We start from the raw sequence: 15526 nt of genomic DNA on the forward strand, positions 1-15526 counted from the left end.
TGGTGGTCAGCGACAACGGAACGGAGCTCACCTCGAACGCCATTCTGGCTTGGCAGGAGGAGCGGGGCGTCGAGTGGCATTACATCGCGCCCGGCAAGCCGATGCAGAACGGCCTGGTCGAGAGCTTCAACGGACGGCTCCGCGACGAGTGCCTGAACGAGCACCTGTTCACCAGCCTGCGCCATGCCCGCCAGTTGATCGGTGCTTGGCGTGACGACTACAACCACCACCGCCCCCACACGAGCCTCGGTGGGCTCACACCGTGGGAATACCGCAACCGGTCAACACAGGACCAGAACCGGAACAGAACTAACTTCTGAACGCGGACATCACGGGGAGCACGTCATGATCCATCTCCGCGTTCAGCGCCCGTTCGGTCAGCGCCTTCTTCAGGGACTCAAGCAAGCCTCCGGGTTCAAACGCGGCGCTCGCTGCACCGCCAGCCAAAAGCTGGTCGAGAAGATCATTCGGGATTACAGGCTTTTTGCGTCGGGAAATGTTACTGTATTTCATCATTTAGATATCAGGCGGACTGTTTTATGCAAATCAAACGAGTTAAAATTTCAAATTTTCGCTCGATCCGTCATGCGGAGATCGAACTCAATAAGACAACTGTTCTAATTGGCCCCAACAATGCAGGAAAGACTGCAATATTGGAGGCGATAAGGATTGCCCTTACACGACGTTGGGGGCAGCGTGGAACGGGGTTTACAGAATATGACGTACATCTCTCCGGGACGCGAACTGACCCAAGGGTTGGCGACCCAGTGGTCATCGAGATCGAGATGCATGAAGGGGCCGCTGCTGAATGGCCGGAAGAAGTTACCGAGACTCTTGCCGATATCATTCAGCTCGACCCAATGTCTGGGCAGTCTTCGATAATCATGCGCGTTAGTTGTGCATGGGATGAAGGCGAAGAAAGCTATGTTCCCAAATGGGAGTTCCTCAATCTAGACCGAAATCCACTCACTGGAAGCGGAGCAAGATCTACTAATTTTCAAGAATTCTTCTCGTTCCTTCCTGTTTTTTATTTAGATGCAATCCGCGATGCTGGAGATGAGTTTTCTGCTCGGAGCCAGTTTTGGGGCCGGTTGCTTCGGACGGTTCAGATCCCAGATGCTCTGGAGCAGAAATCGGTTCGGATTTTCAACTTGTTGAATGCGAAGTTGCTGGCGGCAGATCCACTTCTCGGAAATTTGGCCACCTCTTTGTCCGACATCAGTCAGGTCGCGACTACTGGGTCTCCAGGGCAGGCGAATTTGCGCGTACTTCCTCTCAACACTTGGGACCTGCTGTCCAAGGCTGAGGTCATCTATCAGACAGATGGCGCTAAGCCGTGGCTCCCACTTGTGCGTCATGGACAGGGGGTGCAGAGCCTGTCTGTGATGTTCCTGTTCCGATCGTTCGTCGATTTATTGTTAGGAGAATTGTACCGCCCGGATAGCACTGCTGTTCTCGCTCTTGAAGAGCCTGAAACCCACCTTCACCCCCAGGCAGCTCGCAGTCTGTTTCGGCATGTCCAGGAGCTAGAGGGGCAGAAGATTGTCTCGACGCATTCGCCCTATTTTCTCCAACACATTCCATTCCGCGACTTGCGTGTGGTGCGCGCTAGCGCGGACGGTACGGAAATTAGATCGCTGCCACGCGAGTACCGATGTAGAGTGCCGCATCTTCCCAGCATTGACCCCATAATCGCCAAAGCTCCTCGCTTGCTAGAGTATGATAGAGGTTCCTCCGAGCTCGTGATAAAGGGCGAAATGCCGGATCCATGTTTTAGGGATTTATTGCTAGCTTACCATGGTCAACCTGAGACAGATGATTTTCATGCTAGACTTCGCGCGTCGAAAAACGCGTCGCTTGAATTTATTCCGGACACAGAATTAGCCAAGCTTGAAACTTTCGCACGGCGTATACGCGGCGAGATTTTTTTTGCCAATAAATGGATATTGGTCGAAGGGCAATCAGAATACCATATTCTTCACGGAATGGCGAAGTCTATTGGATATGATCTGGATGAAAATGGTATTGCTGTGATTGATTTTCAAAATAATGGAAACCCAGAATGCTTTGCAGCTCTAGGAAGAGCGCTTGGTTATTCTTGGACGATGTTGGTTGATGGTGATCCGCAGGGGACAAAATTTCTCAGTTCTGTCGCTAGCCGAAATTTTGATAGCACTTGCATGGCAGAGAGAACTAGACAGCTTTCAGCTGGAGCGTTGGAGAACCAATTAGTGGCAGATGGGCTTCAGCCTGAGTTAAAGGCCATCCTTGTCGGCCAAAGTGTTTCTGGTGCTGGCACCATGAACGATACGGACCTCATTGCCGCATTGAAGGATGACAAGTGTAGCTATGCTGCTGAGCTTGGCGCGCAATGCGCTGCAGACAATGCGCTCACTAAACGTATGCCGAGCCAGCTTCGTGATGTAATAACCGTTTTGAAGGCCCTACCATGAGCGAGCTTTCGAGTGCAATTTCTGAACTCACCGAGGCACAAACTGCTGCGGTGAATTGGGTCGATGGACCGCTGTTTGTCCTTGCAGGGCCTGGCTCTGGAAAAACTCGCGTTCTCACTACACGTGTTGCAAAATTACTCGCTAAATCGCCAGAGAAGTCTTTTCGCGTCATGGCGTTGACGTTCACAAACAAGGCGGCCGACGAAATGGCCACCAGAATCGAAGCGTTCGTTCCCGAGCAGCAACATCGTGCCAAAGTTGGGACTTTTCATTCTTTTTGCATGCAGATGCTGCAGCAGCATGGTTCGCACATTGGCATCAATCCAGATTTCGCGATTTATTCACTTCAATCTGATCGCGTTGATCTCCTTCGTGATGCGATCCGCGAAAGTGGTCTCAATAGCGATGACGACCGTTTCCTTAGTGCGATTGACAAGCTTAAGGCGCGATTAATTCAGCCTGAAGGTTCTGCGAAGCGTTTTCGAGACAGTGCCTCGGGCGAGCGTATTGAGCAGGTATTCCGCGCATATGAGGCGGCTCTTAGCCGTGCTAACGCGCTCGATTTCGGATCGCTAATCGCCCAGGCATATAGGCTTATTTCAACATATCCCGGCGTTGCGGTTCACTATCGACGTACCTATGCCTATTGGATGTTTGACGAGTTTCAGGACACGACCGACGGCCAATATCGCCTGATTAAGGCGTTAGCTGGAGACAGCTTTCGCAATATCGTCGCCGTCGCTGATGACGACCAGATCATATACCAATGGAACGGCGCTAGTTTTCAGCAAATTCAACGGTTTCGAGCCGACTTTCAGCCAACCGAAATTCAACTCCCCACCAACTATCGTTGCCCGCCCAGCATCGTCGCGGCGGCCAATCAGTTGGTGGTTAACAATACGCAACGTACGATGTCGAAGAAGCCGCTCGAGGCTGGCAAGACCACACTGTTATATCCGGATGGACAGCATATACGCTTGACGCGCTATTCTTCTGAGGAAGAGGAGACAATCGGTGTTGCAACCGAAATTTCGAAAATTGAAACGAGTCAGCTAGGCGAGGTTTCTGTCCTAGCACGAACGCGTGCACTGCTTGAACGGATGTTGAAAGGCTTAGCCGACGCAGATGTTCCAGCTGCGATCGCACAGCGTCGCGATAATTTTCGTTCGCCGCAGTTCTTATGGTTGTCTTCTGCTCTTCGCTTGGCCGCGCGACCTCTTGACCGAAGAGCGCTGGATGCGTTGACGGGGGCGTTTAACCGTTGGTTTGATACTGCAATTTTGTCTGATGATGTAGCCTCTGCCGCCGAAATTAGTTCCCGGTCGCTTCTCAGTGAATGGGCGGCATCCGTTTCCTCGGTCGGTGGAGAGCGTGTCGAAGCTCTGGCATCCATCGCTATGAGATTGAGCAGTCATCCGTCCACGTTTCGCGACGCAATCACCAATTCTCTAGAGCAGTTTTTGCAGGAAAGTGCCGAAGACTCTTCGGATCTTGAAGAAGACCGAGCGGCCTGGACCGCTTTGGTACGCAGTATCGGGCAATCAATTGGTCGTGATGCTCAACTTGAGCAATTCCTTCAAGAGTTGGCGCTGCGATCGAAGGAGCCGCCCGTGGTCCCGAATACGGTTACTTTGATGACCATCCACTCCGCAAAAGGTAAAGAGTTCGATCACGTCTATGTAATAGGGCTTGCTGAAGACGTTCTGCCCAGTTTTCAAAGCGTTAAAGCCGGAGAGCAAAGTCCGGAAATGGAGGAAGAACGCCGAAACTGCTTCGTTGCCATTACAAGAGCGCGAGAAAGGCTCTGCCTCTCATATGCTGATCGATATCGCGGGTGGGCGAAAAAGCCTTCACGTTTCTTACAAGAAATGGGTCTGGATCTGCCGCATACGCCAGTGTCCTAAGTGGCGACCGCCAATCATTGGAAAATCGACGATCCATGCAACAGCGCCATGTTGGTTTGACGCCCAATCCAGCGCTTGCTCTTTCCCTCTAAAAACTGAAAATTCGTCTGGGTTGCGTGCCTTTTGTCACCCAAGGATAGTCAATTCTGTTGAGCCACCGCTCGTCTAATTGGCAGGAGCATCTCCGATCGATCCCGCGCTTTGTCGGTTTTGGCGGTTAATTGCGATCCAATGCTCGCTACACGGTGGGCCTTTTCAGGTCGTCAATTGCGGTGCGATCCCTTCAGAACTGATTGAGTCCGAGTTTTTTGGTCACAGGAAAGAGAGGTGGTCCCTGAAATCCGGACAGGTGGTTAAGCTGTTCCCGTCGATGATAAGGACGGGATTCGATGAGCAAGATCACACGCAGGCGCTACGCGGCTGAGTTCAAGGCGAAGGTGGCCCTGGATGCGATCCGGGGCGAGTTGACGGTGGCTGAGTTGTCGGCGAAGCACGGCATCCACCAGACGATGATCGCGGCCTGGAAGAAGCAGGCGATCGAGGGCATGGCTGGGACGTTCTCGAGCAAGGCCGAGGCTGCGCAGGCAACGAGAGAGGCGGAGCCGACGAAGCTGCACGCCAAGATCGGCCAACTGGTGATCGAGAAGGATTTTTTATCGAAGGCCTTCGGTCGATGAGCGTCGACCGGAGGCGCCTGATGATCTACCCGGCGCATCCGCATTTGTCGATCGTACGACAATGCGGGTTGGTCTCGATCAGCCGATCGGAGTTCTACTACGAGCCGACCGGCGAGACGCCACTGAAACTGGCGCTGATGCGACTGATCGACGAGCAGCTCCTGGAGGCGGCCTTCTATGGTGCCCGCCAGATGGCGCGGCACTTGTGTCGCCGTGGCTATGTCGTCGGCCGCAAGCGCGTTCGGCGCCTGATGGCGAAGATGTGCCTGACGGCAATCTACCAGAAGCCGAGGACGAGCGAGGCGGAGCCGGCGCATCGAACCTACAAGTACCTGCTCCAGCACTGTCATATCAACGAGATATCCGGGTAAAACTCAGTCTCACAGAAAACGTCCTTTGCGAAATTTCAATGATTTATCGTTACTTAATTTCGCAAAGGTGATCCGCATTTCCGTTGATGTGACAGTGCTCTCGCAGCACCCTTCGGACCTTGTGCGGCAAAGCGTTCGTTCAATGGAGTGCTCCCTGCGAAGTGGCCCACCCATTGGATTAGTTTTGGCCTAAATTCGAGGCTGACTAAAAGGTGGCAGGGCAGGCGGGTGAATTGGTTTTGAAATGAGTTCGGTAAAGGTGGTATCGAGCCCCCGCAACCAAGAAATGCCCGCTAGTCCAACCGGATAGCGGGCTTTTTGTTGTCCTGACGCCAGCCCACACAAACCTGTCGCTGTTCAGAAAGCCGCTGGTCACTGTCTTTGCGGTTTCCGGCAGGTGCGGTCCTCCCGGTGGCGCCCCCCTATGCCGGCACTGCGGACCCGTCTCGTCTCGGATCCGCCGCGCCGACCATCGCACCGGTCTCCGGCGTGAAGGACACCGCCTGCATGCCGCCGCAGTTCATGGTCAGCGGGGCCGCCATCTCGACCGCATGGCCGCGCTTCTTCAGTTCCGCCACCGTCGCTTCCGGCACCCGGCTCTCCAGCTCGACCCGGGCACCGTCCCACAGCCGCGCCCGCGGCGCCTCGATGGCCGCCTGCAGGTCGAGGCCGTAGTCGAGGTAATGCACATAGGCCTGGGTCTGGGTCTGCATGATGCCGTAGCTGCCCGGGGTGCCGAGCGCCAGCACGCCGGTGCCGTCGACCGTGCCGATGCTAGGCGCCACCACCGAGGCCCAGGCCTTGCCCGGCGCCAGGTAGTTCGGCGAGTCCGGCTCCAGGTCGCCCCAGTTCAGGTAGTTGGACATGCACACGCCGGTGCCCGGGATCACCACGCCGGAGCCGAAGATGCCGCCCAGGGTCTGGGTGATGCAGATCAGGTTGCCCTCGGCATCGGCGGCGGAGAACGAGGTGGTGTGCTGCCTGGTCCAGTCGGTCTCGCTCATCGGGCCCGCACCCCACTGCTCGGTGCGGCCGATCACCGGCTTGCCGTCGGTCAGACGGGTGCGCAGCCGGTCCATGACGGCCGGCTCGAACAGGGCCTCGACCTCGGCGCGCGGCCGCTTGTTGTAGGTCAGGCGCATCTCCGAGGCGATGCGGATCGAGCGGAACACGGTGTCCAGATGGTCCGGGCCCAGATGGTCCATCGCGCCGATATCGGTCTCCGACAGCATCGCCAGAGACAGCAGCATCTGGAAGGATTCAGCAGGCGGCGGCACGGTGTGGATCGTCATGCCGCGATAATCGACCTGCATCGGCTCCATGAACTGCGGAACGACCCGCTCCAGATCCTCCAGGGAGATCACGCCGCCGATGGACTGCAGGTGCTCGGTCATCGTCCTGCCGAGCGGCCCGCCATAAAGATAGCCGGCCCCCTCCGACCCGATCGCCTCCAGGGTGTCGGCCAGCAGCGGCTGGCGCAGCACCTGCCCGGCGGCCTTCTTGCCGAGCGGATCGAGATAGGTCTCGCGCCAGAGGTCCGGGTAGTTGCGGTCTAGGCAGAAATCCATCAGCCGGGCATAGAAGGCGGAGGCCGGCACGCCGACCCGGGCGAGGCGGACGGCCTCCTTGAACAGCTCGCCCAGCGGCCGGGTGCCGTAGGTCTTGTTGATCGTGTTCCAGCCGGCGAGGTTGCCCGGCACGCCCGGGGCCTTCGGCCCGGCGGCGATCTCGTCCTTGGTCGTGGAACTCGGGTCGAACTTGAGCGGCACCGGCGGCGTGAAGTCGAGCGAGCGGACCCGCTTCTCCTTGGCGATGTACATGGTGGCGAGTCCGTTGCCGGCGAGGCCCGACATGAAGGGCTCGCAGACGTTCAGTGCCGCCGCGGTGGCGACGATGGCATCGAACGCGTTGCCGCCCTCGCGCAGCACCTGGGCGCCGGCCGCCGCCGCCGAGGGGTGGGCCGCGGCCACCATGCCGCTTACCCCGCGAACCGGGGAGCGCCCCGCGATATAGGTCACGTCTGCCATGTCGGTTTTTCCGTCTTTTTCTGTGCCGGGAGGGTTACGCCGTGAAGCGCTTCACCACGTTGTCGATGATCTTGGAGATGTTGTTGCGGTAGCCGTTGTGGGACAGGCTGCCGCAGAAGGTGATGGAGCCGGTCGAGAAGACTGCCCCACCGTTCGGCGCCTCGAAATAGGTCATGTCGGCGCGGATCAGCGAGGCATGGGTCACGCCGGTCGCCGTGTTCCGCTGGGAGAGCTGGTCCTCCAGCACCGGAATGAAGCTCTCCTGGTGGTTCTCCGAGGACGCGACCACGATGGCGTGCTCCGGGGTGCCGAGGCGGATATCGGCGCGGTCCAGCTCGAACCCGGCCGCCCCGCCGCCGGACAGCCCGAAGTTCCCCAGCACCGCGTCGTCCACGCCTTCGAAGATCCAGGCGGCCCGGGGATTGTCGCTGCCGGGCTTGCGTTTGAAGTAGGAGCTCTCGAAGGCGCCCTGGCTGGAGAAGCCGACGCCGGCCAGCTTTTGCGGCGGCCGGTCGTTGCGCCGCCACAGCCCGCCATATCCGCCGTCGAGCTGGTTGAAGTATTCGCCCGGCTCGGCCGCCCAGGCGCGGATGCCGCCCTCGGCCCGGCGGATCTCGATCATGCCCGGAATGTCCGGGTGGCGGGCGACCCGCCAGTAGAAGCCGTTGCCGCCCATGTACATGAACCGCCCGCCGCCATCGACGAAGGCCTGCAGCCCGTCCAGGGTGCCCGGCGTGTGGTATTCCGGGTGCGAGCCGGTGATCACCAGCTTGTAGGGCTTCAGGATGTCCACGCCCTCGTCGTCCAGGTCCTCGTCGGTGACGATGTCGAAGTCGTGGCCCATCTCCTCCAGCCAGTCGATCAGATGGGTGTCGGCCGGGAAGTGGCGCAGGCCGGAGCCGCGGGCGTCGTTGAAGGTCAGGTAGCCCGGCCGCATCGTCACCAGCGGCCGCAGGCGGGAGGAGAAGCACACCCCGCTGCTGTCCGGGTGGTAGTTGTAGGTCGAATGGGCGTAGTCCGGCACGTCGTCGGCGTTATGGGGATACGCACCCCAGTTCTGCATCCGGGTGCGGAACGCGTGGTCCAGGTTGCCGCGCGCGTGGTTGCCGTAGACCTGATAGGTGAAGGTCGAGGCCAGGAAGCAGATATCGGCCTGCCTGGTACCGGTCTTCGGGCGGACGTAGAACGGGATGATGTCTTCGGCCTCGCCGCAGCGCAGGCGCGCGCCGTACAGGCCGCTCTTGGCGTCGGCCGGGATGTCGATGACGAAATCGGTCTCCCAGCCGCAGTCGTAGAGGTCGTCCTCGTGGAAATGGATGGCGGCGTACTGGTCCGGCGCATGGCGCCAGGACATCTCCTCGCCGCTCCAGGTGGAGCCCTTCATGGCCCGGGTCGGCATGTTGACGGTCGCGCCGTGCAGCCCGTGCGGGCCGGTGTCGCGGATGCTCTGGCCGGAGATCTCCTGGCCGAAATCCCAGGCGGCGACCAGTCCGGCGACGTCGGTGCCGGCGAGGGCGGATGTCACCTCCTCGGCGCTCAGCACCCGGGCGGCGACGAAGGGAGCCTCGATCTTGCCGTTGAAATGGTTGCAGACGACGCGGCCCGGTTCGGCGGCGATCAGCAATGGTTTCCTGCTGGACAGGACCGGCGTGCCCGAGACCTGCAGGGTGGCGGTGCCGCTATCGTCGGACATCACCTGCGGGGTCATCGGGGTCTGGGTGACCGACAGGACGCCGGTGGTGCCGTCGAAACTGGCGAAGACCCGGTACCAGCAGCGGGCGCGCGGCCGCTTGCCGAGCGCCAGGGTCTCCACCGTGCCGCTGCCGGTGCCGATGCGCAGGGTGGCGCCGTCAGGGGTCATGTCGAGGGCGAAGCCTTCGCCCGCCACCGCGTCCAGGGTCGAGATGACGGTCTGCACACCCCCCTTGGCCGGCAGGGTCGGCCAGACCGTGGCGCCGATCGTGACGGAGCCGGCGATGGCGCCGGCCGGCGGGTGGCTGTCGATCCTGACGTACGAGCCGAGATGCACCGGCTGCAGGCGCGACGGATAGGTGCCCGATGCCATCGGGACGTCGATCAGCTTGATGCCGGGACCGGCCGGGTTGGGATCGCCGTGGCGGATGCGGACCACGTCCATCGTGTAGTCGTCCTCGAAGGTGGACGACACCTTGAACGCGATACGGCCCCCGGGGGTGGCGGACATGCGGTCCGGATAGCCGGTGATCGGAAGCATGGCGGTCCCTCTGCAAGCTTGGTCGGTCGGCGGGCTCCCCGGCGCGGGCGCACCGGGGCGGTCAGGCGGTGAGGCGCGGGCCGATCAGGCGTCGGCGCCGCGGATCCTCGGGTCGAGTGCATCGCGCAGGCCGTCGCCCAGAAGGTTCAGGCCGAGCATCGCGAGGATGATAGCGATTCCGGGGAACACACTCATCCACCACATGCCGAGCAGGATGTAATCCTTGCCCTCGAACAGGATGGTACCCCAGGTCGGGGTCGGCGGTCGCACACCCAGGCCGAGGAAGCTGAGGGAGGTCTCCACGATGATCGCGTTGGCGACCAGCAGGGTGGCCTGGACGGTGATCGGCGCCAGGCAGTTCAGCAGCACGTGCTTGAACAGGCGGACATGCATCGGCAGGCCGATGACGATCGCCGCCTGGACATATTCCTCCTCCTTCTGGGTCAGCACCGCGCTGCGGGTGATGCGGGCGATCTGCGGGGTGGAGACCACGGCGATGACGATCACGACGTTGAGGATGCTCGGGCCGAGCACCGCCAGGATGCCGATGGCCAGGATCAGGGCCGGGAAGGCCAGCAGGACGTCCATGCAACGCATGATGATGTCGTCGACGAAGCCGCCGAGATAGCCCGACAGCGCGCCGGCCGTCACGCCGCACAGGGTGGCGATGGTGATGGAGACGATGCCGACCATAAGGGAGATCTGTGTGCCGTGGATCACCCGGCTCAGCAGATCGCGGCCGTACTGATCGGTGCCCAGCCAATGTTCGGCGGACGGTCCCATCAGGCGCACGGCCAGATCCTGGGCGTTGGGATCGTAGGGCGAGATCACATCGGCGGTCAGCGCCACCAGGATCGCCAGCACGAAGACCACCAGGCCCGCCACCGCCAGCTTGTTGGACGCGAAGGCGTCGACGAACAGCCGGAGCTGGCCGCGTGGCGGGGGCGGCTCCTGGGTGTCGGCCGCGACGACCGCGATTGCGTGGTCCTGGGTAGTCATCAATGTCCTCCCGCCATTCCGGTCACGCGGTCAGTGCCTGCGTGCGGCTCAGCTGTATTCGATCTTGGGATTGAGGAAGGCGTAGCTCAGGTCGACCAGGATGTTGATCCCGACATAAACCGTGGCGAAGAACAGGATCAGTCCCTGGATGATCGGGAAGTCGCGCTTGGCCATGGCGGTGATCAGCTCGCGCCCGATGCCCGGCATGAAGAAGATCGTCTCGGTCAGGACCGCGCCGGCCAGGAGGGTGCCGGTCTGCAGCCCGATCACCGTGATCACCGGGATGAAGGCGTTCTTGATCGCGTGGCTCCGGATCACCCACCGCTCCGCCAGGCCCTTGGCGCGGGCGGTCTCGATGTATTCCTTGCGCATCACCTCCAGCATGGAGGAGCGCACCATGCGCATGGAGATCGCCGCGAAGAATGCGCCGAGCGACACCGCCGGCAGGATCAGGCTCATCACCCCGGGCACGAAGCCCTTGTTGAAGTGGAACCCGCCCGGCGGCAGCCAGCGCAGATAGACGCCGAAGACGATGATGAAGACCAGGCCGAGCCAGAAGTTCGGGATGCTGATGCCCAGCAGCGCGATCACCCGCGAGACGTGATCGGTGAGGGTGTTGCGCTTGATCGCCGAGATGATGCCGACCGGCAGGGCGATGAGCAGGGAGAAGACCAGGGCGGAAACCGTCAGGGTGAGGGTCACCGGCAGCCGCGAGGCGATGATCTCGGAGACCGGCTGGTTGGTGTGCAGCGAGCGGCCGAAATCGCCCTGCAGCACGTTGAAGAACCAGATCAGGAACTGCTCCCACAGGGGTTCGTTCAGGTTCCACTGTTCGCGCAGCGCCTGGATCGCCTCCGGGGTCGCCGCGTCTCCCAGCACCGCCTGGGCCGGGTCGCCCGGGATCAGGTGGATCAGGGAGAAGATGACGATGGAAATCCCGATATAGACCGGGATGGCGTGCAGAAACCGTTTCGCGAGATAGGCCCAGAAGTTCATCTACCGTGCTCCGCGCGGGGGAGACGGGCACCGGCGTCGCGGCCGGTGCCCGTCCGGATATCCGATTGGCGACCGCTCAGGAGAGGTCGGTTTCCCAGAACATGCTGTCGTTCGGCGTGCCGACCTTGTAGTTGGCGACGCTCTCCGACCAGGCGTCGGTGCTGTCGACATAGACCACCTGGGTGTAAGGCACCTGGTCGTGCAGGATCTTGAGGAAGTCGCCGTACACGAGCTGGCGCTCTTCCTTGTTCACCGTGACCAGGAACTTGTTCAGCAGGTCGTACGCCTTCAGGCCGTGTTCGTCCTCCCAGCCGAGTTGGCGCGACGGCGGGGTATAGAACAGCGGCGCGGTGGCGGGGCTGTAGCCGAAATATCCGGCGTTCAGATCCTCGTAGGACGCCTCGTAGTCCCAGACCCGCATCTTGCCGAACATGACGCTCTTCTCGAGCGGTTCGATGTTCATCTTGATGCCGATATCGGCGAGGTTGGCCTGGATCACCGTGAGCTGCTCGACGAACCAGCCCTGGGCGGTGGTCATGCAGGTGAACTCGAAATTGTCCGGCTTCGAGCTCTCCTTGAGGAACTTCTTGGCCATGTCCGGATCGTAGTCGATCTTCGTCATGTCGGCCGGATAGTCGCCGGCCGGAAGCTGCCAGCCCGGCGTCGGCGCGTAGGCGATCTTGGCCATGCCGTAGAACACCTTGTCGGCGATCGCCTTGCGGTTAATACCGAAGGCCACGGCCCGGCGCAGGTTCACGTCCTGGAACGGTCCGGCCTTGGTGTTGAAATACAGCTGCTCGGTCTGGGTGCCCGGCACCTGGCCGACCACCACGCCCGGCGCGCTCTTCAGCTGTTCCAGGTTGCGCGGCGGGATCTCCTTCATCATGTCAACCTGGCCGGTGATCAGGTTCGTCACCTTCACCGTGTCGTCGGGGATGATCTGGAAGTAGACCTCGTCCAGCTTCGGCACGCCGGCGGTGAAGTAGGCCTCGTTCTTCTTCAGCAGGATGTGGTCGTCCTTGACCCACTCGACGAACTCGAACGGGCCGGTGCCGATCGGGTTGCGGGCGAAGTCCTTGCCGAACTCCTCGGCCGCCTTCTTGCTGACGATCTTGCACATGGTGGATGTGTCGAGGAAGTCCGGGTACGGCTCGGCCATGGTGAACTTGACGGTGTACTTGTCGACTGCCTCGACCTTCGCCAGCGGCTTCAGCCAGAGCGACAGGAAGAAGTTCTGGCCGGTCTCGATCGCGCCGCGGATGGTGTCGTAGGTGTAGACCACGTCCTCGGCGGTCATCTCGCCGTAGCCCTTGTGGAACTGCACGCCTTCCTTGAGCTTGAAGACGTAGGTCAGGTCGTCCGGCTGCTCCGGCGCGGCGACGGCCAGATCGGGGAACATGTTCGAGTCGGCGTCATAGTTCATGAGGCCGTTGTAGATCTGCTTGTCGACGTTGAGGCTGGTCACGTCGCTCGACGTCCGTACGTCCAGGCTCCAGGCGTCGGAGCTGATGGCGACCGTCAGCCGACCGCCGGCCGCATGGGCAATCTTGGACGTGAGCAGATCGCTCGCGATGAAGGCACCGGCGCCCGCGCCGGCAATCTTCAGAAAGTCCCTACGCTTCATGGTGAAGTCTCCCGTTCTTTTCCTGTGAATCTGACCCTGGTTACCTCCGGTATTTCCCGCGTCTTCTGTTGTGCGCGAGTTCTCAGTACAGGTGGCACGCGACCGAGCGGGTCGCGTTCACCTTCTTCAGCGTGGGCACCACCTGGCGACACTGTTCCGTCGCGAACTGGCAGCGGGGATGGAAATGGCAGCCCGAGGGCGGGTTGACCGGACTCGGGATCTCGCCCTTCAGCAGCACCCGGTCGCGCTTGGCGCGCGGGTTCGGGACCGGAATCGCGGAGGTCAGCGCCTGGGTGTAGGGGTGCAGCGGCTCGGCGTAGAGGCTCTCTCGGTCGGCGACCTCGACCAGCTTGCCGAGATACATGACCGCGATGCGCTCGCACAGGTGCTGCACCACGTTCAGGTCGTGGGCGATGAACAGGTAGGACAGGCCGAACTCGTCGCGCAGCCTGTGCAGCAGGTTCAGCACCTGGGCCTGGATCGACACGTCCAGGGCGGAGACCGGCTCGTCGGCGATGATCAGCTTGGGGTTCAGGGCGAGCGCGCGGGCGATGCCGATGCGCTGGCGCTGGCCGCCGGAGAATTCGTGCGGGTAGCGGCTGGCCATGCGCGGGTTCAGGCCCACGGTGTTCATCAGGTCGCCGACCCGCTCCTCGACCTCCTTGCCGGTCGCCACCCCGTGCAGCCGGATCGGCTCGGCGATGGCGTGGGCCACGGTCAGGCGGGGGTTCAGGGACGAATACGGATCCTGGAAGATGAACTGCATGTCGCGGCGCAGCGGCCGGAACTGCGCGTCGGTCATCGCCTGGGTGTCCTTGCCCTCGAAGACGATGTCGCCTTCGGTGGCCTTGAGCAGCCGGACCAGCAGACGGCCGGTGGTGGTCTTGCCGGAGCCGCTCTCTCCGACAAGCCCGAGGACCTCGCCCTTGTGGATGTCGAAGCTCACGTCGTCGACGGCGCGGACATACTTGGTCTCGCGGGAGAACAGGGACCCCTTGCGGATGGGGAAGTATTTCTTGAGCCCCGCGACTTCCAGCAACTTCTCCAAGAATGGTCCCCTTCGTTATGCGGTCAGTCCGCCGGCCCCGGCACGCGGCGCCGACCCATCCCCTGTCGGTCACTCGGCGGCGGCGACCGCCGTCTGGGTGACACTGTCGAGCCAGCACCGGCTCATGTGGCCGGGCGCCACCTCCCGGAACGGGGGCTCCTCGTCGATGCATTTCTGCATGCAGTAGGCGCAGCGCGGCGCGAAGTTGCAGCCTTTCGGGATGCGCAGAAGATCCGGCGGCTGACCGGGGATCGGCTTGAGCTGATCGACCCGGTGCTCGGGTGTGGGCAGGGAGTCGAGCAGCCCGCGGGTATAGGGATGCTTCGGCTCGTCGAACAGGTCGTACACATTCGCCTGCTCGACCACCTGGCCGGCATACATGACCACGACCTTGTCGCAGATCTCGGCGACCACGCCGAGGTCGTGGGTGATCAGGATGATGGCGCTGTTCAGGTCGTCGCGGATGCGGCGCAGCAGGTCGAGGATCTGCGCCTGCACGGTCACGTCGAGCGCGGTGGTCGGCTCGTCGGCGATCAGCAGGCCCGGCTCGCAGGCCAGCGCCATGGCGATCATCACCCGCTGGCGCATGCCGCCGCTGAATTCGTGCGGATAGTTGTCGAGCCGGCCTTCCGGCTCCGGGATGTTGACGTCGCGGAACAGTTCCAGGGTCCGGGCGCGTGCCTGGGTCTCGTTCATGTCCAGGTGCAGGCGCAGGACCTCGGTGATCTGGTCGCCGACCTTCATCGTCGGGTTCAGGTAGGTCATCGGGTCCTGGAAGATCATGGAGATCCGGTTGCCGCGGACCTTGCGCATCTCGCTTTCGGACAGCTCGAGCAGGTCCTTGCCCTCGAACTCGATCCGCCCGTCCACGGTGCGGCCCGGCGGATTGGGCACCAGGCGCAGGATCGAGCGTGCGGTGATGCTTTTGCCGCAGCCGGATTCCCCGACGATTCCGAGAACCTCGCCCTGATCGACACTGAAGCTGACCCCGTCGACCGCGCGCACGACCCCTTCGCGGATGAAGAAATGCGTCTTCAGATTAACGACGTTCAGCGACGGCGTTCCGGTCATTTGTATCCATCCCCCGGCGGCGACTGCACATTGTGCACAAGCGAACGTTAAGGCCGGCTCCGACGGAGGTAAATACGTCCAATACGGTTTTCCCGAAAATCTGCACCGAAACTAAGCATCGCT

Annotated in this window: 11 protein-coding genes and 2 pseudogenes; 5 read left to right on the top strand and 8 right to left on the bottom strand. The window is 61.4% G+C overall.

Going from position 1 to position 15526, the window contains the following annotated elements; translation table 11 throughout:
* A partial coding sequence (locus BLS34_RS07195) for an integrase core domain-containing protein (RefSeq protein WP_139189144.1) occupies positions 1 to 320 on the top strand: 320 nt, incomplete at its 5' end.
* Positions 321 to 345: 25 nt separating this feature from the next.
* Here BLS34_RS07195 and BLS34_RS07200 read toward each other — a convergent pair.
* Positions 346 to 498, bottom strand: a pseudogene (locus BLS34_RS07200) (IS256 family transposase); the annotation flags it as partial.
* 41 nt (positions 499 to 539) lie between these two features.
* On the opposite strand from BLS34_RS07200, the gene BLS34_RS07205 reads away from it, so the two are divergent.
* From BLS34_RS07205 to BLS34_RS26425, 4 genes and pseudogenes are all read left to right on the top strand, one after another.
* Positions 540 to 2453 carry an ATP-dependent nuclease gene (locus BLS34_RS07205; protein WP_093149259.1) on the top strand — a complete coding sequence of 638 codons (1914 nt, stop codon included), beginning with the start codon at positions 540 to 542 and terminating at the stop codon, positions 2451 to 2453.
* The gene (locus BLS34_RS07210; protein ID WP_093149261.1) at positions 2450 to 4357 is read left to right on the top strand and encodes an ATP-dependent helicase; all 1908 of its coding nucleotides are present in this window, start codon (positions 2450 to 2452) and stop codon (positions 4355 to 4357) included. The genes BLS34_RS07205 and BLS34_RS07210 overlap by 4 nt, the downstream gene beginning before the upstream one ends.
* Before the next feature lie 169 nt (positions 4358 to 4526).
* A complete protein-coding gene (locus BLS34_RS26640; RefSeq protein WP_093149262.1) occupies positions 4527 to 4781 on the top strand; it encodes a sigma 54-interacting transcriptional regulator in 255 nt (84 codons plus the stop codon).
* Positions 4747 to 5390: pseudogene (locus tag BLS34_RS26425) on the top strand (IS3 family transposase); the annotation flags it as partial. The gene BLS34_RS26640 and the pseudogene BLS34_RS26425, both read left to right, overlap by 35 nt.
* Before the next feature lie 437 nt (positions 5391 to 5827).
* On the opposite strand, the gene BLS34_RS07230 reads toward BLS34_RS26425, so the two are convergent.
* The 7 genes from BLS34_RS07230 to BLS34_RS07260 all read right to left on the bottom strand — a co-directional run bounded on the left by BLS34_RS07230 (position 5828) and on the right by BLS34_RS07260 (position 15403).
* Positions 5828 to 7432, bottom strand: coding sequence for a gamma-glutamyltransferase family protein (locus BLS34_RS07230; protein ID WP_093149268.1), 1605 nt, complete (start codon positions 7430 to 7432; stop codon positions 5828 to 5830).
* 34 nt (positions 7433 to 7466) lie between these two features.
* Positions 7467 to 9665, bottom strand: coding sequence for a N,N-dimethylformamidase beta subunit family domain-containing protein (locus BLS34_RS07235; protein WP_093149270.1), 2199 nt, complete (start codon positions 9663 to 9665; stop codon positions 7467 to 7469).
* A gap of 84 nt (positions 9666 to 9749) precedes the next feature.
* Positions 9750 to 10664 (bottom strand): ABC transporter permease, encoded by a 915-nt coding sequence (locus BLS34_RS07240; RefSeq protein WP_084618685.1) that lies wholly within the window; start codon positions 10662 to 10664, stop codon positions 9750 to 9752.
* A gap of 48 nt (positions 10665 to 10712) precedes the next feature.
* Complete coding sequence (locus BLS34_RS07245) at positions 10713 to 11660, bottom strand: ABC transporter permease (RefSeq protein ID WP_093149272.1); 948 nt, start codon at positions 11658 to 11660, stop codon at positions 10713 to 10715.
* Positions 11661 to 11736: 76 nt separating this feature from the next.
* Positions 11737 to 13284: an ABC transporter substrate-binding protein gene (locus tag BLS34_RS07250; protein WP_028793203.1), complete on the bottom strand. Its 1548-nt coding sequence runs from the start codon at positions 13282 to 13284 to the stop codon at positions 11737 to 11739.
* Positions 13285 to 13366: 82 nt separating this feature from the next.
* Positions 13367 to 14332, bottom strand: coding sequence for an ABC transporter ATP-binding protein (locus BLS34_RS07255; RefSeq protein ID WP_093149274.1), 966 nt, complete (start codon positions 14330 to 14332; stop codon positions 13367 to 13369).
* A 69-nt stretch (positions 14333 to 14401) separates the two neighbouring features.
* Complete coding sequence (locus BLS34_RS07260) at positions 14402 to 15403, bottom strand: ABC transporter ATP-binding protein (protein WP_093149276.1); 1002 nt, start codon at positions 15401 to 15403, stop codon at positions 14402 to 14404.
* Positions 15404 to 15526: the final 123 nt, after the last annotated feature.

This window comes from Thalassobaculum litoreum DSM 18839 (genome assembly GCF_900102465.1).
GTDB lineage: Bacteria > Pseudomonadota > Alphaproteobacteria > Thalassobaculales > Thalassobaculaceae > Thalassobaculum > Thalassobaculum litoreum.

What these genes read in the sequence shown, in the direction of transcription:
- BLS34_RS07205 (WP_093149259.1), top strand. Translation starts at nt 540, where the DNA reads ATGCAAATCAAACGAGTTAAAATTTCAAATTTTCGCTCGATCCGTCAT.
- BLS34_RS07210 (WP_093149261.1), top strand. Translation starts at nt 2,450, where the DNA reads ATGAGCGAGCTTTCGAGTGCAATTTCTGAACTCACCGAGGCACAAACT.
- BLS34_RS07230 (WP_093149268.1), bottom strand. Translation starts at nt 7,432, where the DNA reads ATGGCAGACGTGACCTATATCGCGGGGCGCTCCCCGGTTCGCGGGGTA.
- BLS34_RS07235 (WP_093149270.1), bottom strand. Translation starts at nt 9,665, where the DNA reads ATGCTTCCGATCACCGGCTATCCGGACCGCATGTCCGCCACCCCCGGG.
- BLS34_RS07240 (WP_084618685.1), bottom strand. Translation starts at nt 10,664, where the DNA reads ATGACTACCCAGGACCACGCAATCGCGGTCGTCGCGGCCGACACCCAG.
- BLS34_RS07245 (WP_093149272.1), bottom strand. Translation starts at nt 11,660, where the DNA reads ATGAACTTCTGGGCCTATCTCGCGAAACGGTTTCTGCACGCCATCCCG.
- BLS34_RS07250 (WP_028793203.1), bottom strand. Translation starts at nt 13,284, where the DNA reads ATGAAGCGTAGGGACTTTCTGAAGATTGCCGGCGCGGGCGCCGGTGCC.
- BLS34_RS07260 (WP_093149276.1), bottom strand. Translation starts at nt 15,403, where the DNA reads ATGACCGGAACGCCGTCGCTGAACGTCGTTAATCTGAAGACGCATTTC.